Raw genomic sequence first — 22,585 nt, forward strand, 5'->3', positions numbered from 1 at the left:
AGTATAATTGTCCTTCTTTTAAACTTTGATGTGTCCCCAATTTTCACCGCTTTTTATGCGGCTAACTTGCATTTCGCTAATTCCAAATTGTTTGGCAAGTATTTTAGCTCTGGTTTTACGACTAGGATCGTTTAATATTTTTTTCAAGCGAATGACTTGTGTAATGGTTAGTTTTCTGCCATCAGATTTTTGTTTAGTTTCACGTACTTTATCAACAATTCCCTGCACTTTTGGGTTTTTGTTGCGATGTGCCATCATTTCCGCAGGCGTTGCCCAACGTAAATTATTGACGTGGTCGTTATCGCGAGAAAAATCCAAGTGAATTACATGGGTATGTTCTTCTGAAGGTTTTGGAATAAAAAGTTCAGCAATGACGCGGTACAATAAAATGCCTTTTTCTACAATTTTGCCATTCTTATTGGTTTTGTACCTTAGTGTGTTATAGCCGCTCGACATGCCTCCATTCAGTATTTGTCCATCGGAGAATGACTCGGTGAAACTCATTAAACGCCCTCTGTTGGATACGGCGTAGCGCTTGCGCAAAGGATAATCTATTTCGATTTCTCGAAATTCCTCCATGGGATAAAGTCTAATCATCTTTTAAGTGGTATTTAAGGTGACCAAATGTATATTTATTGTTCCAAATCTTATCATGCAAGGTGTGTACTGCTGCTGCGCAATTTGTTCGACAAAAAGCGATCTATAAGGTTTGTAACTAGGGGTAAAGATAGTTATTTTTTCACAGAACACAATTTCGAAGCAGTTTCAAGTATACTGTTACTTACTGTGATCTGCGTAGGATAATTTGAAGAATAAAATGTAGTTCTAAATGTAAAGTTAAGATAGAGTAGGATAAAAGAGATAATTGAATTATCTATTTTGAATGTTGTAAACAGAAAAAAGCATCTAAAAGATAAATTATTGAAAAATTTATTTTCCAGATGCCTAGTATTATTTTTTTAGCTGGTTTGGTGCTCTAGAAAAAGGAGTATCCAAATATAAACGAAACTGTGTTGTAGTTTGAGTTCCAAAATACATAGTTTCCTAAAATTTCTCTTGTGGTTTGGTATCTTAGTTCGAGGCTAATCTTATCATTTTGTTTAAAACCTAAACCTAATGCTGGATTATTTCTTGACTTAATATCAAGTGTATTAAAACTAGAACCATCGTTACGGGTAAATTCAACTGTAGATTTTGATGGTAAATCAATTATGTAAGATGCATTTAAGAACAATTTAGAATTTTTATTTAAAAAGAAATAATGTCTAAAGGTAATCGGAATTTCAATTGAACTATAATCAACATTTACGTTTTGGACACCTCCGCTAACATCAGTAACATTACTGGTTTTTTGAGCTTTAAAATTTTGAAAAGTTGGCTCAATGGCAATAGACCACTTGTTTTTATTAAATGGTAAAATGTATTCTGCTTCAACTCCAAATCCAAAACCGGTTTTGCTACCAAAATCAGTGTTTCGTTGTTTAGAACTTGAATTGTCAATTGTTAATGACGAATTGTTGATTCGAGGTCTTAGCGTGAGATTGAAAAGGTCTTTCTTTTCTTTAGGAGCAAAATTTACCACACCATCATTAAAACACTCGGCGTACTTTGTGAAAAATTTTATTAAGTCTTTCTTTTTATATTCCACTTTCTCCACGTCGCTCAATGTAATGTTTTGACATTGCAAATCCATCCATAATTGCTGTCTAAATTTATTGTTTTTTGCAACATCACTATCTGTTACCAAATATGTTTTGTAAACCAGTTGCTCGATGGTATTGTCGCCTTTGTTGTAAAAATACCTTTTTATGCTACGATCTGAATATTCGTATAAATTTGCTTTTCCCTCTACCAAAGCTTTTAAAAAGAGTTGCTCATCATTAAATTTTGGATCTTTATCATTACTCAAATTATCGACAGTAGTTCCAGATCTATCAATTTTAACGTCTCTTCTGATGTATTTAAATGCATTGGCTATCCCAAATTCTTTTACTTGACCAAGAGTGCCCTTAATAGGTTCACTATTTTCATTTAATTTATAATCAAATTCTGTTGGATTGTTCTTCCAATCAATATTTAGTATCAAACATTCAACTTTTTGATCTTTGTTGTTAATAATATAGCCTTTCTCGAAAATGACTTGTGCAAAAGAATTAAGACTTAGAAAGCTGATTAGTAGAATTAAGAGTTGTTTTTTCATTTTTTTAAAGTTCTTTTTTAATTTTTTTTAAATACTATTTTGTGTATCGTTATCACACAAAATTCCCAGCATGATGTTTACTTAAGAAGTTTAGTTATTTTGCGAAGATATATTATTTTATAAGAAACTTCGGTTGATAATGGGATAAAAATGTATGTTTCAAAGAAATTTCATTATGATTCATCGTACCATTAGTCATTACTTTCAGAATTACTATTTTTGAGTCTGTCCGTAAAAGGATTATAATTGCTGATAATAATCCTCTTCATAGGCCTAATTTAAAGTTAAATGACTACTTAATAACCTGGTGATAAATAGTCTGATTTACTATTCTTTTACGAATTTATAAGTCATTGTTTTTTTTGCTGTTTTGACTTGTACTAAATAGATACCTTTTTGAAGTTTTTGAACATCAATTGTTTTAACGTTTGAACTTTTTTCAAGGATCAACTTTCCTGAAATATCCAAAATGGATATCTTCTCAATTTGATCATTCTCTAAAAAATTTAGTTCTAAGAAATCTTTGGTAGGATTTGGATAAATCTTGATAACTTGTTGATCAGCGTATTCATTAAGGCTTAGAGTACTGCAGATAACTTCACGCGGGACAAGCTCAAAAAGTGCTGTGCTATTGCCCAATTGACCAAATTCGGCATAACCCCAAGACAATACTTTATTATTTCCGTTGAGGTATAAAGCATGGTATCCACCTGCTGCGATTTGTAAAATAGTACCTGTGATGGTTGTTTTAATAGGGATACGTGCTATGTTTTGAGAACCATCAGCTAATTGACCAGATGTATTACTGCCCCAAGCCCAAACTGTTCCATCACTTTTATTAGCAAGATTAAAGTAAGCTCCTGCAGCTATATTGACCCAATTAGTATCGGTGCCAAGTTGTGTAATTTTTAGTTGATCAGTTAGAGAACCATTTCCAATTTGACCTGCTTCATTATCTCCCCAAGTCCAGATGCTACCATCTGTTCTTAAAGCAATTGCGTGATTTATTCCCGTGGCTATAGATTTCCAGTTAGTATCTGAACTTAAAGATATTGGTGATTTAAATGTTTTGTAATTTAAAATCGGATCATTGCCCAATTTACCATCTTCTTCCGAGCCCCAACCCCATAAAGAGCCATTAGTTTTTAATGCAATAGAAAAATTTGATCCGGGACTTACTTGCTGCCAGTCAGTATCGGTTCCTATTTGAACAGGTGAAAGACGTGTTGTTAATGTTCCGTCACCAAGATTGCCATTGTCGTTTTGTCCCCAAGCCCAGAGCGTTCCATTTGTTTTTATTGCAAAATTATGGTGTAAGCCAGCTGCAACAGTTTTCCAATTGTTATCAGTCCCTATTTGTATAGGAGTTGTTGAGCGCAGGAGTTCACCTTGTCCAATTAACCCCAAAAAATTTGGACCCCAACTCCAAAGTGTACCATCAGTTTTTATAGCAAAAGATTGATAAAAACCGAGTGAAACGTAGGCCCAGTTATTTTCTATACCAATTTGTGTTGATGTAGGTTTGGCAATTAGTGTTCCATCTCCTAATTGATAGCTTTCGTTGAGACCCCATGCCCAGAGGGTACCATCGTTTTTTAGTGCCAAAGTATGATTCCCGCCAGCTGCTATTGATTTCCAACATTGGGATTGTAAATTAATTGTAAAAATTAAAAGTAGTACTAGAAGATAATTTTTTTTCATAGTTTTTGCATTTTCTGGGAATCACTGGAGCATTTAAATAAATTTTGTATGCGGTTTTATTTACTGTATATTAAATTTTTGATTTAGTTTGATTGCTTTATTTTTTCTATTGTTGTGCAGCAAATTTGTTCGAAAATTTCTATGTTGATATCTGCTAATTTTTTGACATAGATGCAAGCTTTACCCATTTTGAACTTCCCTAATTGGCCTAACAATTCTTGGTTGTCATGGGTTTCTGTAGTCACGTATAAAGAAAAGGCTGCTTTTCTTGGTGAAAATCCAATTAACATAGACTCTCCCTCATGGCCGCTAGCGTATGTGTAATGATAGTTGCCAAAGCCAATTATCGTTGGTCCCCACATTTTTGGTTTTGTTCCTGACCATTTAGACATTAGTTCGACTAGTTGAAAACTTTCTATTTTTTTTTGGTCATTATCAACATACGAGTTGATGAAATCAGTAATATTGACCTCTGTTTCTGTAGTTTTGTTTGCTTTTGCCATAAATTTGTAAATTGGTATTTGTAAGTTTTACAATTCAAGTAACTGCTGCATCTAAGCCTTTAAAGAAGGCGAGATTATTTGCTGCAATATAGCTATTTATGTAAATAGAAAGGATTAAAATACAAGAAAAATCGTAAATTTTATGATTTCAAAATTTGAGTTTGAATACCTTTTGAAAAATTTATTCTTTAAGTTAATGGTTAGGGGTTTTTCGTTTTTGATTTTCAAAAAAAGCAAACTAGTTACGTTCTTCTGTGTAATTGATAAATGTAGTTCCATCAAAAAGGTACAGTCCAGTGTCTCGGGTTCCTACCCAAATAGCACCATTTTTAGCCTCTAAAATAGTCCAAATCCAGGGATTGCGTAATCCTTTTCGATAATTGATGAATTTTTTTCCGTCAAAGCGGGAAAGTCCAGCATCTCCTCCAAACCAAAGTATCCCATTTTTATCCTCAATGATTTTAGAGACCAGTCCATTGTAACCCGGTAGTCCGTCTTTTTTTGTAAAACTAATAAATTTTAGACCGTCGTATCGGTATACTCCAGCCCAGTTACTGAACCAAATGTTTCCATTTTTGTCTTGTAATTGTGGCCATGCCCAGTTATGACTGACTTTACGATTACTAACTTGCAGCGTCAATTCTTGTAATTTCAAGTTGATGATTGATTTTCCATCATAACGGTACACACCTTCGTTGCCGCGACCACCAAACCAAATGTTTCCAGATTTGTCTTCTAACATGTATTCGATATTATTGTTAGAATTCATATAGCCACCTCCATTTTTATTTATGACAAAAGGAGTGATTGATTTACCGTCATAAGTAAAAACGCCATTAATAGTAGCAAACCAAATTTTTCTGTCTTTCGTTTGTATAATATTAAAGATAGCTTTTGATTTACCATAATATTTATTTTTGTTAGAAGGTTGATTGACTTGAAGAGGAATCGTAATTTTTCGGAAAGTTTTTCCTTGGTAAATAAAAAGTCCGTTTTCGGTGCCTATCCAAATTGCTCCATTTTGATCTTCAAAAAGACAAGAAATAGCATTTATTTGGTGTTCATTACTTTTGAGTATTTGATCAAATTTCGTCCCATCATAACGATACAATCCATTGTTAGTAGTTCCAAACCAAAGTATCCCATTTTTATCTTCTAAACTGCTTTGCACATTGCCAGGACTTCTTTTTTTTATCAATTTAGCTTGTACACCTTTACTAATTGCCTTTATTTGATCGTTCTCTTTGCAAGATGACCATAGGCAAAGCATTACTACAAGAAGTAGAAAGTTTAAATTTCTACGATTTTGATTCATTATTGATATTTTGTTTACTGGATTCACTAACGGATTATAGTTTTGATATGAATGAAAAAAAAATAGTTAATTATCAGAAAATAGTGTTATCCAATAGTTAAACTATGTGATTTGAGGTGGATTTAATTTGTGATAGTAAAAATACGAAACCGCAAGAATTGCTAGTGCGACAAACGGAAAAAAAGTTTGTCCGTTTATGCCATCAACAGCTCCATGGCTGATTGCAGCAAAAATAAAATCGAATCCAAAACCAGCGTAAGCCCATTCTTTTATACGTTTGGGAATTTTAGGAATTATTAGCGCTAGCACGCCAAGTACTTTAAAAACGACTAAGGCATTACCAAAATATTCGGGATAGCCCAAATGTCTGATACCTTCTTTTGCCAATTCAGTTTGTGAAGTCAATGCAGGCATCAGTCCCTCAAATAATGCAATGATGCTTGTTGCTGTCCAAAATATAATTTTATCTCTTTTCATTAGTTAGATAGTTTAGTTAAAAGTATGTTAGGCTTGTAATAAGATTTTTTATGGTTATAAATTTGTATCTTTTTTCATAAAATTTTGCAAGTGTAGAGTTTTCAAATATTGGCAGTCGTGATGTAAAGTAGAGCGCAACAAATATATTGGTAAGAATTGTAAAAAAACTGAAAAACCGAATTATAGTTTCTAAAACAGTTGTTTGCCTGTTTTATAGCATCAAAATAAATTGCCCAAATATTGCAAACCATCCCAAGCAAAAGCCAACTGAATCCATCCACTCTCTACGAAGTTCTTTAATGAGGATCGAGGTATTTTCCATACTTACTTTATTTTTAAAAGTTAAAGAGTGTAAATAAAATTTGCTAAATGTTAAATCTTGAATATTTGTAATTACTTATCTCACTGGAATCACTGAGAATCATATATAAATGTAAACAAAAACTTTAAAGTAAAGTCAAGAGATCAATTTTATATGCATTGTTGTTGCGCGATTTTTTAATTAGTTGTCGTAAATAATCAATCCAATATTGTCCTAGATTTTATTATTTTCGATTATCAATTTAGTGCAAAACAAAAACGTGAACTTAACACAAAATTCATAATTTCGTGAAACGGCTTTTAGTAGTTGTGCCGTTATAATTTGCTAGATTTCAATTCTTTTTGTTCTTCTGTAGAGTTTATACAAAGATTATCGATTAACTGTAAATAACTAATTTTTCCAAGTTTATAATATTCCATAAACTCTTCCTGAAATTCTGATAGTTCACAGGCTCCATTTTTTTGAAATCTAACTTTTATGACTGCACTTTCAGTGTTAATTATAAGCCAGTTTTTAGTTCCGTTTGATAATTTGTTTTCAAACGAGAATGTCTGATAACCGTCATATAATTCTAACCAATCAACGCCTTCAAATTCTATTTTGTTGATTTTAGTAATTTCGATTACTTTTTGTCCGATAGTTATTTCTTCCTTTGTGAAATTTATGTAACCTATGATTTTACCATATAAGGGTTTAGTTTTTCCTACTCCAAAAAATGAAATCATTAATCCAAATATAAATGCCCCTCCAGCTAAATAGATTAAGGTTTGAAAAATAATATTTTCGTGTGTGTCGTATATTTTTTGAGTGATTATTGCAGAAGCTAATAGAACTATAATAATAGAGTACAATATCACAGTACGGCTTGGATAAAGCGGATTTGGCTCGTAAATTGATAATTTCTTCATATCAGGATTAAGGCATCAGCACTAACGTTTTTTTTGTTTAAAGAAGGTGGGGTTTAAAAAGTACTAATGTTCAAATTTAGTACAACAGCTAATAGAAAATACAAATGTTCAGCCTAGCAACAAAGCCCCACTTTTGCCAAAATATGTTATGTATCGTTTTTATTTTCTTCATTTTTTGAAAATCCGTTTATAGTTCCTTCAACCATTTTTCCATGATTCGTCTTCTTCTTTTTGCAAAAGCGCTTCTAATTTGTCGTTGGTTGTAAAGTTTTATTCTGCTTTTTCACTACCTATGATATTAAATATGAATTTCTAAAATACTGAAAATGTCTGGGTCTTAATTGACTTTCATTGTCAATTCTAATGATGGATTCATACTTACTACTCCACAAATGGCATTTGTACAGTTCTTCATCGTCTATTGGTACATTGGAATAAAATTTAATCTCTAAACATTTTGTCATTGGTTTGGCTACTACAAATGTTTTGTTTCTCACAAAAACGATACAATTTTTGGTTGCACTTATTTATATATTTTCGTAAGCGGACAAATGTTCTAATAGTCTATCAAATACTAAAACGACTTCATCTGATTTTTTCAAAAACAATTCGTCAATTGCCACTTCTTTACAATAGTGATAACTTTTCAAGTTTGGTATTGACCTTTTACAATTTTGGCAAATGATTCGTTCTGTTTTCATAGTTGTGTTCCGAATTTTTTAAAAGCTAACAAATATAAAACTGCTAATGATTTATGCTCTCCCCAATTTTCAGCAATCTCCAACATTTGTGCTTTCAGTTTTACTTTTTCATTAAGTCCGTACAATGGAACCATAATTTGTTTTAAATGAAAATCATCATACGGAAAAACGTTTTGTCGCTGTAAGGTATACAACAAAATCATATCTAGTGTCCATTTTCCAATACCTTTTATAGATGATAGTTCTTTCACTACTTCATTATCTGAAAGTGAGTTGAAATCTTTGGTATTGTTGCTCCAATAATCGATAAAAGCAAGTAAGGTTTCATACTTGCCTGTTGCCAAATTTGAGTTTTTCAAATAATGTTCCTCTACCAAATAAAAGTTTTCTAAAGTCAAGTGTTTAATGGATGACTTTTCTAATGCTTTTGCAAAGATTCTTTTTGTGCTTCTGTAATGAATTTGTTGTTCAAAAATGCAACTCATTAAATCGTGAAAAACATCGTTTGTGGATTCAATTTCTGGCTTTGGAATTTGAAGGATTATCTTTGCAAGTATAGGGTCCTTTTTCGATAATATTTTTTCAGTTTCTAATATCATTATCTACTAGATTTTAGCAGTTTTGCAAAATGGCACATAAGTTCCGCACATTGGCATCAGTTGCGAACTTCGGAACGAATTATTTTCTGTTAAAGATAAAAATTTTTGCGAAACGTAAACGTGAACTTACCACAAAATTCGCAATTGCGAGAAACGGCTGTTGTAAGCAGTTTTTTTATTCTGAATCAAAAATTATCGGTTCTGATTCCGCTAACACACTCACACAATCATTGATTCCAGCAACTAAAAATTCATTATGACTTTCTCCATGATGTTGTGCTAAAAATCCTGACCTTAATTTTTCAAGTTCAAACCAACCTCTACTTTCAACTTTCCAAAGCCATCCAGAAGCTCTAACTTCTTTATCCCAAAATTCTAAAAGATTTCCCTCGTCTAATACTCTAAATCCAATAACATTCTTAAAAATAATATAGATTGGTTTATTGATTCCATCAAAACCCAATGATATTTTCAAAGTCCACAAATCATAACTTATATTAAAGATTTCAGGATTTGAAGCAGGAAACTTATTCTTGAATTCGGTGACTTTTGGTTTTAATAATTTCTGAATGTCTTTCATTATGCGAGTTTCTGAAAATTGCTTACAACGTTCCGCCGCTTGGCGAGGTTGCGAGCTTCGTAACCGTTTATTTTCCACTAAGATAATTTTTCTTGCGGAACGCAAGCGTGAATTTACAACAAAATTCGCAATCTTGCCAAACGGCTGTTACCTGCTGACTTTGTTATCAGAGTCTTTCTAGCCATTTTATTATTTGTTTCGGGTCTGCAATGCTCCAAGAATTAGGATGTCTAACTTTATTCGGCATTCTGTAACCTTTGTTAGTTGTCGTAATTAAAACAGCATTTTTATTACCTAATCTTTGTAACTCATTAATCATTGCTACTTGGTCAAAAATGTTGTTATATGAACAATCATAATTACGTTCTTTTAAGTACCACTGAATGTCAGGTTCTGAAATAATCATAATTGGAATTTTGATTAAGTTTTTTATTGCTTTTTGTGTGGTGTCAGAGAACGAATATGGTGATTGAGAATGATAATTTTCCAATGCTGTTTCTGGTTTTCCGCCCATTACTTTTTCTATTCGGCTTATCATATAGAAAACTTCATCATTAACTTTTGTAGTGTCTGAAAGTCTTATAACTCTTTTTGCTCCATTATAATAACGTTCCCAATCAAGAATTGGATTAATTGCAAAAATTGCTTTCGGTTTAATTTCATAATTTTCTTGAACTGCTAATTCAGAATATTTTACAGCACAAGTCCCGCCAATTCCAAATCCGCCAATATAAAAATCTTTGTCTTTGAGTTGATATTTAGAAACAACAATATGAATAATTTCTTTTAATGATTCTTGAGAAGCCTTATCACTTCCCCAATATGTAGAGCCTGTCTTTAAAACTGGCATAATTGTCAAAATGCCATTTTTCGAAGCGAATTTTGGAATTTCTGTTTGTGATAATACAGTATTTGGTGAATTTCCAAAACCATCCAACAGTATCATAAACGATTTTACACTTTCATTTTTTGGAAAAACAGCTATGAACATATTTGAGGTGCTGTCTTTTTCATCTAAGTAAACTGTTTCTGTTCTCTGTCCGTAAGATAGATTTGAGATAAAAATTGTCAGTAAAAGTATTACAGTTCTTCTCATGTTTTGGTTCTCTTAAGCTTGCAGGTAACGTTCTCGCGCTACAGCGGGTTTGGGACTAAATTAAGCCCATTATTCGGATTTGCCAAATTATCCCAAATACAAAACCAACTTTCCATTAAGCCAATTGCCCAAATCCGTTGTAGCTTGTGTTAGTTGCTGCCATTTTTAAAACCATTTCTTTTTTCTAAACCAAAGAATAGGAAATGTAAAACTTAGCACTATTAATATTAACACGTATAAATAGCCATATTTCCATTCCAATTCAGGCATGAATTTAAAGTTCATACCATAAACTCCAGCTACTAACATTGGCAATGAAATGCACATAGTTACAATTGTAAGAGTTTTAAAAATTCTATTTTGTTCCAACTCTATTTTACTGGATATATTTTGCTTTAAGTCGTCAATTCTTTTAAAGTTATTTTGTAAGTATTCATTTATTACAGATAAGTCATTGAGTTCAGTATAAAAATTTTCCTTTATTTCGCTGTTTAGTTTTTTACTTTTTCTTAGTAGATGTATTATTCTTCTATATTCATTATTAGCTTCTTCAATTATTAAATTATTGAAGCTAAAAGTGGTGAGTCTATCTAATTCTTGTTCGGAAAATTTATTCTCTTTTAAAATTTCGAAGTAACAATTTTTTATTTTTTTTGAAATTATCTCTGTTAAATCGGCAAAGTAATCAGAAACAAAACCAACAATCAATACGAAGAAGGCATTAGTATCTATCAAACTGTCTAATTTGTCCAAATGAAATTGCCTTTGTTTGAAAGGTAGAATGTCTTCAAAGGCGACCGTAGCAAACGTGAATAATGTATTGTCTTTTAAAATTATGCTAACTATTGCTTCGCTAATCTTATATTCAGTATTGAAATAAGGCACAGAAAAATTAATCGCAATTTGATTTTCCGTTTCCCAGTAATGAGAGCTAATTTCAATGTCGTCCTCGGTATTTAAAATAGTCGTATCTAAATTGAATTTGCTTTCTATGACCTTAATATCCTCTTTGTCATAATTAATAAATTGTATGTTCACAATGTCATTAATGTTGTAGATAAAGTCATTTACACTTTTTATTCTTTTAGACGTTTTGTCTTGAAATATTAGCTCAATATTCATCTTTCTGCTTTCAAATATTAATAGTTGTTTCTTGTTGTTGGTCGTCTATGGTTGCAACTAACGTCCCGCGGCCTCATGCCGTTGCGAACTTCGGCCCCGATTAGTTTCGGCTAAGATAAATAAACTTGCGAAACGTAAGCGTCAATTTAGGAGAAAATTCGCAATGGCTTGAGACGGCTGTTATGCGTGGGTTTATTTTTTTGGAAAAACTTATTTCTATCTATTTTTCGGATAATGCTTTTCAAATTTCAGTTTCCAAGTTTCGCTTTCAAGTTTCTGCTTTCAAATTTCTGCATTCAAGTTTCTGCATTCAAGTTTCTGCTTTCAAGTTTCTGCTTTCAGTTTACTGCTTTCAGGCTTCTTCTTTCAGGTTTTTGCTTTCAAGATTCACTTTCAAGTTTCTGCATTCAAGTTTCTGCTTTCAAAAACTCTGGCGGAAAGTTAATTTTATTTCTAATTCTTAATGTCTGCGTAAATTCCAAAACTCACGCATAACGGTTTCGGGCTAGGAGAAGTGCCTTTTTTCGGCTGCTTTCCTATTTTGAGCTAAAATAGTCAAATTTTTTAGTTTGTACTATTTTCTCCAGGAAAGCGCAAGGCATTTCTCTTAGCCCGTGTTATGTGCTGTTTTCTTTTCTGCCGCGAAAAGAAAAGCAGGAACAGTTAGGATGTGAGAAAACTAGATAAATGATTTTAAAAGATTGATCTTATCCTACCGTACGGATAGGAGTAGTCTTTTAAAATCTTAGCTTAAAAATTGCTAAAGTCTAACGTTTAATTAGTTAGAATAAAAAAACACTTGACTTTCTGGTTTTTTTCTTATAACTTTGGCAAGCCCTTTAAGCGTCTTCGCTTTGAAAATACATTTTCAGCAAATCTCGTTTGCAAGGCTTGACGAAAAATTAAATTCTTTATTTTCCGCTTTAAACGTTTTCCTTTTTAATCCAATTTTAAGCTATTTATCAGGTTTCGAGCTCATAATTGCACATAACGTTCCCGCGCTACAAGCAGTTTGGGACTAAATTAAGCCCTATTTTCGGATTTGCCAAATCTTCCAAATACAAAACCAACTTCAAATTAAGCCTAATACCCAAATTGCTTGTAGCGTGTGTTGTGCGTTGTCTTTTTCTTATTATTGTCGATGAATTCTTTTCAGTTTTTATATTTCAGCATTAAATTTTCAAGATTATTTTCACAAGCCGTTTACAAAACCCTTATTTTGTAATCTTTTCTTTTTTAAAATTTCAAATATTCCTAATAAGGTTAAAGCTATTATAAATCCTTGAATAAATAGCATTATTACTCTAAATGTGAATGAATCTATGAATTCAACGTTTCTGATTTCTTCTCCATAATCTCTGTGATAACTCGTCACAATAATAACAAAACGCTCTAAATAAAATCCGATTTTCATAAAAATTGCGACAAACATTACATAATAAAAATTCGATGCAATTTTCTTAATAAATAGTGTAAATGGTAAAATTAAAGCAGATAAGAACATGATCCAATATGCCCATGCATATGGACCAGTTGCTCTTTGAATAAAAGCAAATTTTTCAGGATAAAATATCATTCCAATTAATGAATAAGTCCAAGTAATTATAGAATACAAAATGATAAATTTACAAATCAAATTCAGTATTTTTTTTGTTTCAAAACGTTTCTTAAATATAAATTCAACGACAATTAATGTCAAAATTATTGGAATAATACAGTGAATAGTATTCGCATCTATAATTTCAACAATTCTTTTGTATAATTCCATATTTTCCATTTAGTTCGGGTAAGATAACGCACAACGTCCCGACGCCTCATGCCGTTGCGAACTTCGGGACCGATCAGTTTCGGCTAAGATAAATAAACTTGCGAAACGAAATCGTCAATTTAGGAAAAAATTCGCAATGGCTTGAGACGGCTGTTATATGCCGCTTAAACTTTTTTCTTGACCAATTTTCAGGTTTACATTTTTCAGATTCCACTTTTCAGATTCCACTTTTCAGATTCCACTTTTCGGTTTCTACTTTTAAATATCACTTTTCGGTTTCTGCTTTTCGATTTCTGTTTTTCAGTTTCTGCTTTTCAGTTATTGCTTTTCAGTTTTTGCTTTTCAGTTTCTGCTTTTCAGTTTCTGCTTTTCAGTTTCTGCTTTTCAGTTTCTGCTTTTCAGTTTCTGCTTTTCAGTTTCTGCTTTTCAGTTTCTGCTTTTCAGTTTCTGCTTTTCAGTTTCTGCTTTTCAGTTTTTACTTTTTGGTTTCTGCTTTTCGGTTTCTGCTTTTCGGTTTCTGCTTTTCGGTTTCTGCTTTCAAGTTTCGTTTTTCAGTTTTCACTTTTCAGTTTCTGCTTTTCAGTTTCTGCTTTTCAGTTTCTGCTTTTCAGTTTCTACTTTTCAGTTTCTACTTTTCAGAATTATTCCGTTGCGTTTTAAAGTCGAAAAGTAGGGTAGAAGTGATGTTCGACGAATTTATGTTTTTTGCCGCAGATAAGTGGCATATAACGTCCCGCTAGTAGGCGATGGTCGGGCTAAGTAAAGCCATTATTTCGGATAATCACTATTTTTCCAAGTAAAAAACCATTTTCATTTCAGCCTAATTCCCGACTATTGCTTACTAGCTGTTATGCGGTGTATTTATTTCTTTTTCCACAATAAAAACTCTTCATTATCAGTACATGACATTGAAGAAATAAAATTTTCAAAATTGAAATTTTCATATTTTGATATAATATCATAAACAGTTTCAAATCCTTTAGCGCCTTGTGGAATTAGGCATCCTGAGTTGTTGCCAAGCAATGCTAACCAAACATCAGGTGCAAAAGGTCCCGCATCAGTATTTATTAATTTTATTTCTTCAATATCATTCCATAAAATTTCTTCGGTTTCTCTTTTCGGATGCTCGACTCTAATGAATTCATCAGTAATTGTCACTATAAAATTATCTTCAGGATTTTTCGGTTTCGGCTTTCCAAATATTTTTTCAAGTATTCCCATTTTCAAGTATCTATTTTGGTCGATTTTCTGCATTTGGCGTGATATACCGCATAACGTTCCCGCGCTACACGCGGTTTGGGACTAAATTAGCGTTATTTTTCGGATTAGCCAAAATTCCCAAATACAAAACCATTTTCCCGTCAAGACAGATACCCAAATCGCTTGTAGCGTGTGTTGTAGGGCGGTTGTGAAGTAGAAATTACTAAACTAACTTAATTCTATTTTGCTATTTTCTGCGCCTGCTTTTCGGTTGTTGCATTTTTGTTTCAACATTACAGTTTCCACTTTTCGGTTTCTATTTTTTCAGTTTCCACTTTTCAGTTTCTGCTTTTCAGTTCCTGCTTTTCAGTTTCTGCTTTTCAGTTTCCACTTTTCGGTTTCCACTTTTCGGTTTCCACTTTTCGGTTTCCACTTTTCAGGATTCTGCTTTTCAGGATTCTGCTTTTCAGGATTCTGCTTTTCTGAATTTTAAGCAGCTATTTAGCGTCGGCGTTTTTATCTTGCGAAAACAATTTGTAAACTTAAAATAGATTTCTGCGTAATTTCGGCACAACTGACCTACAACGTTCCCGCGCTACACGCGGTTTGGGACTAAATTAGCGTTATTTTTCGGATTAGCCAAAATTCCCAAATACAAAACCATTTCCCCGTCAAGACAGATACCCAAATCGCTTGTAGCGTGTGTTGTAGGGCGGTTGTGAAGTAGAAATTACTAAACTAACTTAATTCTATTTTGCTATTTTCTGCGCCTGCTTTTCGGTTGTTGCATTTTTGTTTCAACATTACAGTTTCCACTTTTCGGTTTCTATTTTTTCAGTTTCCACTTTTCAGTTCCTGCTTTTCGGTTCCTGCTTTTCGGTTCCTGCTTTTCAGTTTCTGCTTTTCAGTTTCTGCTTTTCAGTTTCTGCTTTTCAGTTTCTGCTTTTCAGTTTCTGCTTTTCAGTTTCTGCTTTTCAGTTTCTGCTTTTCAGTTTCTGCTTTTCAGTTTCTGCTTTTCAGTTTCTGCTTTTCAGTTTCTGCTTTTCAGTTTCTGCTTTTCAGGATTCTGCTTTTCAGGATTCTGCTTTTCTGAATTTTAAGCAGCTATTTAGCGTCGGCGTTTTTATCTTGCGAAAACAATTTGTAAACTTAAAATAGATTTCTGCGTAATTTCGGCACAACTGACCTACAACGTTCCCGCGCTACAAGCGGTTTGGGACTAAATTAGCGTTATTTTTCGGATTAGCCCAAATTCGCAAATACAAAACCATTTTCCCGTCAAGACAAATGCCCAAATCGCTTGTAGCGTGTGTTGGCAGTAGTTTTTTTATCCAATTCCATTAACTCCAAATTCAAATAATTCTTTTGTTGTTAAGTTAATTTTAATTTCCCAATGATTACTGCAACCATCTTCCCAACTTTCCCTTTCCTTTTTCCATCTATCACTTTCGTCTTTTTGAAAACCTTTAATCTTTTCTATAAGTCTGAGTTTATTTTTATTAAAAGTTACGTAAATCACTTTTTCATTCTTTTCGTTATAATAGCCCCAATATTGTCTTCTAAAAAGATTTAGGTTATTATGAATTCTTGGACAACCGTCTCCTTGATTGATTTTTTTTGAATTAGTTTTTCGAATATTTTTCCTCAAAATATTTTCGGTATTTTTAATTTCGTCAAGGTTTGGTGTAAATCTTTTTACGTGTTGTAAACGCATAAAACAGTCTCCATTTTCAGAAAATTTGGCACCAACTATTTGTCTTCGTTTTATTATTTCGGAGTAGTCTGTCGGTTTTTCAATTACTTTAAATTCTGAACTACAAGAAAATAAAAAAAATGTAAATAATAAGATAAATGTCTTTTTCATTCGGATTTTTAAAATTACTGCCAACGTTCCGCCGCTTCTCGTCAGTTGCGAACTTCGGAACGAATTATTTTCCGTTAAAGATAAAAATTCTTGCGAAACGCAAACGTGAATTACCACAAAATTCGAAATTGCGAGAAACGGCTGTTAGCGGCAGGACATTATATTTTTCTTGCAGATTCTATACTTTTATTAACTTTATCTATATCGGAACAAAACTTAATGAGTTCAGGATTAATCCAATTTAATAAATTTACTATAGATTGATAGACCTCTTCTGTGTCAGCAAAGTCAATTACTATTCCAGAAAAACAAATAGGTTCATTATGATTGATTCTATTTCTAAATCGCCTTATATTATTTAACTCATCTGTTACTTGTTTTCTTCCATGACCAGCAGGAAGCGATGTGAAAATTTTAATTGGCTTACCTCTTAATATTTTATAATTATGAACTGCAAAAAGATCAGTCCAAAATCCCAATGTTTGTTCGGATAAAACCTTACCACTTGTTATCGCAGTTCCCGATTTTCTCAATCTGCTTTCAGCTTTTTTAACTTCTCGTAAGAGATAGTTGTTTGTTTTAACTGTTCCAGTTTTCTTATATGTAAAAGTTAATGATGGGTCAATCATAAATCCTGCTTTCTGATTAATTATCCAATCATTATCTCCGAAATGGCTGGATAGAACATCATTTATGCTATTTCTTAATACTACTTCTAATACTCCTAATAATGGGTGAAAAGCTTGTGCAATTTTTAAATTTGCTTTGTAAAGTTTGGCTGCTTTAGGCTTGGAATTTCCACACGCAACATAATATCTATTTATTCTTGAATTTGAAAAGAATTTAGTAAAATCGTTATATTTCATATTTTTATTTGGTTATATCGACAAATATACTTAATTTTGTCCTGTGATGCTTGGTCAAGCCTCTTATCTTCGGATAACGTAACCAAGTTCAAGAAAACAAAGAAGACTTATCAAAACTGGTAAGTCTTTTTTTGTGCAATGTTGTGGTCTTGCCGCTAACGTTCCCGCGCTACAAGTAGTTTGGGACTAAATTAAGCCCATTCTTCGGATTTGCCAAATCTTCCAAATACAAGACCATTTTTTAAATTAAGCCTAATACCCAAATTGCTTGTAGCGTGTGTTACCGGATGTTTTTTAATTCCCAATGTTCAACTATATAGTAATTCCAAATTCCTTTTTTCACACTTATTTCTATTTCATAATCTTTTGGATTGCGATCATAATTATCACGATTTGTTTCAGAACTAACATTGAAAACTTCAGTTTGATTTTTAAAATTAAAACTTACAGTTGGATTTTTTTTTGTGTAAAACCCAGTAACTTTACAAGTTATTATTTCAGTTTGATTTTTTTTTGCTTCAAATTTATTTATGCAATTCCATATTACACTTGCTATTTGTCCGAAACTTAAATATGAAACCAAAATTCCTTGTACAAAATAAAATCCAATCACATATATTTTGGCATATGTTTCCTTAAAACTTAAATACTTTCTAATTAAAAAATCTTTTCTGTAAATTCCGAAAAAAAATATTCCTACAATTATTGGCAACCAAAATATATAAATTTCATATTTTTCATCGTGTCCAATAGTTTCACTTTCGATAAATACTAAATTTACAACGCAAAAAATCAAAGAAAATACTAAAAGAAAATAATGAATTCGTTCTATTTTTTTCTCATTGTTAAAATACTTTCTATTTTCTGTTATCTTTTGGTTTCGTTTTTTTCTCAAGAAATATTCAATTAATAGTTTTTATATTTATTTAAGTTTCGGTTTCTCGAAAATATCCGCTAACGGTTTCGGGCTAGGAGAAGTGCCTTTTTTCGGCTGCTTTCCTATTTTGAGCTAAAATAGTCAAATTTTTTAGTTTGTACTATTTTCTCCAGGAAAGCGCAAGGCATTTCTCTTAGCCCGTGTTATGTGCTGTTTTCTTTTCTGCCGCGAAAAGAAAAGCAGGAACAGTTAGGATGTGAGAAAACTAGATAAATGATTTTAAAAGATTGATCTTATCCTACCGTACGGATAGGAGTAGTCTTTTAAAATCTTAGCTTAAAAATTGCTAAAGTCTAACGTTTAATTAGTTAGAATAAAAAAACACTTGACTTTCTGGTTTTTTTCTTATAACTTTGGCAAGCCCTTTAAGCGTCTTCGCTTTGAAAATACATTTTCAGCAAATCTCGTTTGCAAGGCTTGACGAAAAATTAAATTCTTTATTTTCCGCTTTAAACGTTTTCCTTTTTAATCCAATTTTAAGCTATTTATCAGGTTTCGAGCTCATAATTGCACATAACGTCTTGCTAGTAGGCGATGGTCGGGCTAAGTAAAGCAATTATTTTCGGATTATCACAAATTTTCCAAATACAAAACAATATTTCATTTAAGCCTAATTCCCGACTATTGCTTACTAGCTGTTATGAGCCGTTAATATTATCCACGACTTTCCGAAGTGCAACTAATTTATGAAATTTGGTTTTCTCGTGTCCAGATAAATTATACCATTCAATACTAGAAATTTTTTTTACAGCGTCATATTCACCATGTAGAGAATCCAATAGTAGAAAGACTGCATTCTGCATATTTCCAGAGTTGTCATAATTTGAAATGTATAACTTAATATCTAGCTCACTATTCTGATTCATTTCGTACTCGAAGTAGATATCGTCATACCCAATCTTATAATTTTGATATTCCAAGTATAACTCATCACCCTGATTACGTTGTCTAAAAGCGATAATATTCCACTTGTGAATTTCTGGCTTGCGTTGGACAAGGTTTATGACAGACGAAAAGGATTCCTCCATACCATCCGCAGATATAGAAATCTCGGCTTTTCCATTAACTTTTTTCGGGCCAATTTCAAATACCAGATTGCTGTCAACTTCCTTTAGTTTTTCAGCTAACTCATCGACTATCGGGTCGTTCATTGTCAAGTGTTCCAGATTGTCATAAATTTTGTATTCGTTTGCTGAAAACCAATTCCAAAAAACAGTTTCCTTCTCTTCTGAACAAGAAGAAAATGCTGTAATAATTAACAATGTAAATAAATGTTGTCTTTTCACCGAATTTCTTGATTAATGGCTCATAACGTTCCCGCGCTACAGGCAGTTTGGGACTAAATTAAGCCCATTATTCGGATTTGCCAAATCATCACAAATACAAACCAATTTTTCCATTAAGCCAAATCCCCAAATTGCTTGTAGCGTGTGTTAGCAACCGTATCTTTATGAAATCCAGGTTTCCTCAATTTTAGCAATAAACCATTTATTCTTTATTTTTTTGATGACAACTGAATATCCTAAGCCACATTTTCCGCCACAACTATAACTTACATTTAAAACACCAGATTCTTTTTTGGCATCGAATTTTATATGAGAGAAAGACATTGTACCAGCAAATTTTGGATATTTAGTTTCCCAATTTTTATATTCTTCAACTTTGGGAAGTTCATCAAAATGCTTAAAAATAAATTTTTTATTGTTGTATTTTTCGACGTTAGTTTTGCTGTTTATTATACCGTCATTTCCAACTGCAATAACAAGATTAAGTGTGTCTTTTTTCAAAGCTGTCCTTTTAATTTCACACTCTTTATCTCTTTGTTTTTGCCCTGTCGAATCCAAACCTATCCATTTGCCTTTTTTGTCATAGATAGGTTTTCCTTGTTTTGGAAAAAGAGTATAAAGTCTTTTGTCGATGTAGGTTGAATCTACAATCTTTATAAACACTTCGTCAAAGACATTTTGTTCAAATTCCGCTTCAGAGACTTTTTTTTCACATCCAAAAAAGATGAAAGTCAAAATTATAATTATGATATTTAGTTGCTTCATTTCTGATATGGTTGCTAACGGTTTCGGGCTAGGAGAAGTGCCTTTTTTCGGCTGCTTTCCTATTTTGAGCTAAAATAGTCAAATTTTTTAGTTTGTACTATTTTCTCCAGGAAAGCGCAAGGCATTTCTCTTAGCCCGTGTTATGTGCTGTTTTCTTTTCTGCCGCGAAAAGAAAAGCAGGAACAGTTAGGATGTGAGAAAACTAGATAAATGATTTTAAAAGATTGATCTTATCCTACCGTACGGATAGGAGTAGTCTTTTAAAATCTTAGCTTAAAAATTGCTAAAGTCTAACGTTTAATTAGTTAGAATAAAAAAACACTTGACTTTCTGGTTTTTTTCTTATAACTTTGGCAAGCCCTTTAAGCGTCTTCGCTTTGAAAATACATTTTCAGCAAATCTCGTTTGCAAGGCTTGACGAAAAATTAAATTCTTTATTTTCCGCTTTAAACGTTTTCCTTTTTAATCCAATTTTAAGCTATTTATCAGGTTTCGAGCTCATAATTGCACATAACGTTCCCACGCTTGGCGTCAGTTGCGAACTTCGGAACTGATTATTTTCTGTTAAAGATAATATTTCTTGCGAAACGTAAACGTGAATTTACTACAAAATTCGCAATTGCGCCAAACGTGTGTTGGCAGAAGTATTTATTTCATACGATTCAGTTCATTCGCACCGTAAATTGCTTCAATGGCTTCAAACACCTCGTCTTGATTTTGCTTTTCAGTCCAACCTTTATTTTTTAATTCATTTCTAACTTGCTCTTCTGTTTTTTCTTTTACAAAATGATAAAATGCGAAATCAACGACTTCCATTGGAATTCTTTCTAATTGATAGGATGTAATACTTGTGATAAGCCTCAACAATCCAACATAGTAAGTTATCACAATTTGTAAAACCCAACTTATAATTAACCCAATCCAACCTGTATTAAGTTTTTTTATTGTCACTCCTTGTTCAAATCTTAATTTAATAAATTCAAAAAATCCTATTCTGTCGTAGTTATTTTCTCTTAAAATTATTTCATATTGGAAATACTGATTTAAAACATAAATTAGAATTATCATTCCAATCAATAAATACTTAAGTTTTAAAAACTCTGTAAAATTTGACAATTTGATAAGATATTTTAAAGAAAAACCGATTGCTACTGCAACCAAAACCTCAAATAAACCAATTATGTAAATTCCACTTACAGAAACTTTGGCTAAAACGAACGCTAAAACAATAGATACGAAAATTCCACCAACTATCGGAATTACAAAATTTGGTTTTTTGATTTCATTTGGTTTTGGCAAATTTTCAGGAATAACATAATCATCCCAATTATTTTTTCTTTCAACTTCAAGTTCTAATTTTTCAAGAGATTCTCTGTCAAAACTTTTTTCTGTTTCCTTAAATGCGTGAATAAATAATTTCACTCTTTTTGAGTTTCTACCATTATCCCACATTTCATTTCCCAAAGATTCACTTTTTACATTAATTTTTCCGTGGCTATATGAAATTGTAATAGACTCTGTCCATTTTTCAAATCCTAAACTACTTTCTTTCCTTTTTGCTTCAATATTTGTGTCGTCTTTAAAAACTAAATCCCAATCGAGTTTTTCAAACGTTTTTTCTGCAATTGGTATAAAAACTTTTTCATTTAAGTTAGTTCTAAATTCTTCTTCATATTTTGGTGTCCAACCAAAACTATGTTTTTTTTCAATATTTTTCTCGTAAGTTTTTAAACTTTCTTCCATAAGTAGTTATTCTATTTTGCGGTTTTTTTGGTAATATTTCTGCCAACGTTCCCGCGCTACACGCGGTTTGGGACTAAATTAGCGTTATTTTTCGGATTAGCCAAAATTCCCAAATACAAAACCATTTTCCCGTCAAGACAGATACCCAAATCGCTTGTAGTGTGTGTTGTAGGGCGGTTGTGAAGTAGAAATTACTAAACTAACGTAATTCTATTTTGCTATTTTCTGCGCCTGCTTTTCGGTTGTTGCATTTTTGTTTCAACATTACAGTTTCCACTTTTCGGTTTCTATTTTTTCAGTTTCCACTTTTCAGTTTCTGCTTTTCAGTTTCTGCTTTTCGGTTCCTGCTTTTCAGTTTCTGCTTTTCAGTTTCTGCTTTTCAGTTTCTGCTTTTCAGTCTCTGCTTTTCAGTCTCTGCTTTTCAGTTTCTGCTTTTCAGTTTCTGCTTTTCAGTTTCCACTTTTCGGTTTCCACTTTTCGGTTTCCACTTTTCAGGATTCTGCTTTTCAGGATTCTGCTTTTCAGGATTCTGCTTTTCTGAATTTTAAGCAGCTATTTAGCGTCGGCGTTTTATCTTGCGAAAACAATTTGTAAACTTAAAATAGATTTCTGCGTAATTTCGGCACAACTGA

Annotated in this window: 19 protein-coding genes; all 19 read right to left on the reverse strand. The window is 32.3% G+C overall.

The genetic code is table 11. From position 1 onward, the window contains the following. Positions 1-18: 18 nt before the first annotated feature. Positions 19-597 carry an NUMOD4 domain-containing protein gene (locus ACXX8U_RS04830; RefSeq protein WP_458564851.1) on the reverse strand — a complete coding sequence of 193 codons (579 nt, stop codon included), beginning with the start codon at positions 595-597 and terminating at the stop codon, positions 19-21. Between the two features lie 379 nt (positions 598-976). Beyond that, positions 977-2,200, reverse strand: coding sequence for a putative outer membrane beta-barrel protein (locus ACXX8U_RS04835; RefSeq protein WP_458564852.1), 1,224 nt, complete (start codon positions 2,198-2,200; stop codon positions 977-979). Between the two features lie 327 nt (positions 2,201-2,527). Further along, positions 2,528-3,901 (reverse strand): RCC1 domain-containing protein, encoded by a 1,374-nt coding sequence (locus ACXX8U_RS04840; RefSeq protein WP_458564853.1) that lies wholly within the window; start codon positions 3,899-3,901, stop codon positions 2,528-2,530. Positions 3,902-3,984: 83 nt separating this feature from the next. After that, positions 3,985-4,404 carry a DUF1801 domain-containing protein gene (locus ACXX8U_RS04845; protein WP_458564854.1) on the reverse strand — a complete coding sequence of 140 codons (420 nt, stop codon included), beginning with the start codon at positions 4,402-4,404 and terminating at the stop codon, positions 3,985-3,987. A 238-nt stretch (positions 4,405-4,642) separates the two neighbouring features. Beyond that, entirely contained in the window at positions 4,643-5,719 is a 1,077-nt protein-coding gene (locus ACXX8U_RS04850) for a ligand-binding sensor domain-containing protein (RefSeq protein WP_458564855.1), read from the reverse strand. A gap of 102 nt (positions 5,720-5,821) precedes the next feature. Beyond that, positions 5,822-6,196: a DoxX family protein gene (locus ACXX8U_RS04855; protein ID WP_458564856.1), complete on the reverse strand. Its 375-nt coding sequence runs from the start codon at positions 6,194-6,196 to the stop codon at positions 5,822-5,824. A 636-nt stretch (positions 6,197-6,832) separates the two neighbouring features. After that, a complete protein-coding gene (locus tag ACXX8U_RS04860; protein ID WP_458564857.1) occupies positions 6,833-7,426 on the reverse strand; it encodes a hypothetical protein in 594 nt (197 codons plus the stop codon). Positions 7,427-8,123: 697 nt separating this feature from the next. After that, on the reverse strand, positions 8,124-8,726 hold the full coding sequence (locus ACXX8U_RS04865) for a DNA-3-methyladenine glycosylase family protein (RefSeq protein WP_458564858.1): 603 nt from the start codon (positions 8,724-8,726) through the stop codon (positions 8,124-8,126). Between the two features lie 175 nt (positions 8,727-8,901). Continuing rightward, a complete protein-coding gene (locus ACXX8U_RS04870; RefSeq protein WP_458564859.1) occupies positions 8,902-9,306 on the reverse strand; it encodes a hypothetical protein in 405 nt (134 codons plus the stop codon). Positions 9,307-9,472: 166 nt separating this feature from the next. Continuing rightward, positions 9,473-10,402: an alpha/beta hydrolase gene (locus ACXX8U_RS04875; RefSeq protein ID WP_458564860.1), complete on the reverse strand. Its 930-nt coding sequence runs from the start codon at positions 10,400-10,402 to the stop codon at positions 9,473-9,475. 165 nt (positions 10,403-10,567) lie between these two features. Continuing rightward, complete coding sequence (locus ACXX8U_RS04880; protein ID WP_458564861.1) at positions 10,568-11,524, reverse strand: CorA family divalent cation transporter; 957 nt, start codon at positions 11,522-11,524, stop codon at positions 10,568-10,570. A gap of 1,192 nt (positions 11,525-12,716) precedes the next feature. Next, positions 12,717-13,292 (reverse strand): hypothetical protein, encoded by a 576-nt coding sequence (locus ACXX8U_RS04885; RefSeq protein ID WP_458564862.1) that lies wholly within the window; start codon positions 13,290-13,292, stop codon positions 12,717-12,719. An 861-nt stretch (positions 13,293-14,153) separates the two neighbouring features. After that, positions 14,154-14,513 carry a hypothetical protein gene (locus ACXX8U_RS04890; protein WP_458564863.1) on the reverse strand — a complete coding sequence of 120 codons (360 nt, stop codon included), beginning with the start codon at positions 14,511-14,513 and terminating at the stop codon, positions 14,154-14,156. Between the two features lie 1,306 nt (positions 14,514-15,819). Further along, a complete protein-coding gene (locus ACXX8U_RS04895; RefSeq protein WP_458564864.1) occupies positions 15,820-16,356 on the reverse strand; it encodes a hypothetical protein in 537 nt (178 codons plus the stop codon). Positions 16,357-16,514: 158 nt separating this feature from the next. Continuing rightward, the gene (locus tag ACXX8U_RS04900) at positions 16,515-17,222 is read right to left on the reverse strand and encodes a hypothetical protein (protein ID WP_458564865.1); all 708 of its coding nucleotides are present in this window, start codon (positions 17,220-17,222) and stop codon (positions 16,515-16,517) included. A gap of 280 nt (positions 17,223-17,502) precedes the next feature. Next, complete coding sequence (locus tag ACXX8U_RS04905) at positions 17,503-18,117, reverse strand: hypothetical protein (RefSeq protein ID WP_458564866.1); 615 nt, start codon at positions 18,115-18,117, stop codon at positions 17,503-17,505. A 680-nt stretch (positions 18,118-18,797) separates the two neighbouring features. Further along, positions 18,798-19,445, reverse strand: a complete 648-nt coding sequence (locus ACXX8U_RS04910; RefSeq protein WP_458564867.1) for a hypothetical protein — start codon at positions 19,443-19,445, stop codon at positions 18,798-18,800. A gap of 162 nt (positions 19,446-19,607) precedes the next feature. Next, positions 19,608-20,210: a hypothetical protein gene (locus tag ACXX8U_RS04915; RefSeq protein WP_458564868.1), complete on the reverse strand. Its 603-nt coding sequence runs from the start codon at positions 20,208-20,210 to the stop codon at positions 19,608-19,610. Between the two features lie 648 nt (positions 20,211-20,858). Further along, the gene (locus ACXX8U_RS04920) at positions 20,859-21,953 is read right to left on the reverse strand and encodes a hypothetical protein (RefSeq protein ID WP_458564869.1); all 1,095 of its coding nucleotides are present in this window, start codon (positions 21,951-21,953) and stop codon (positions 20,859-20,861) included. Between the last annotated feature and the right edge of the window lie 632 nt (positions 21,954-22,585).

The sequence above is a fragment of the Flavobacterium sp. GNP001 genome (assembly GCF_054343775.1).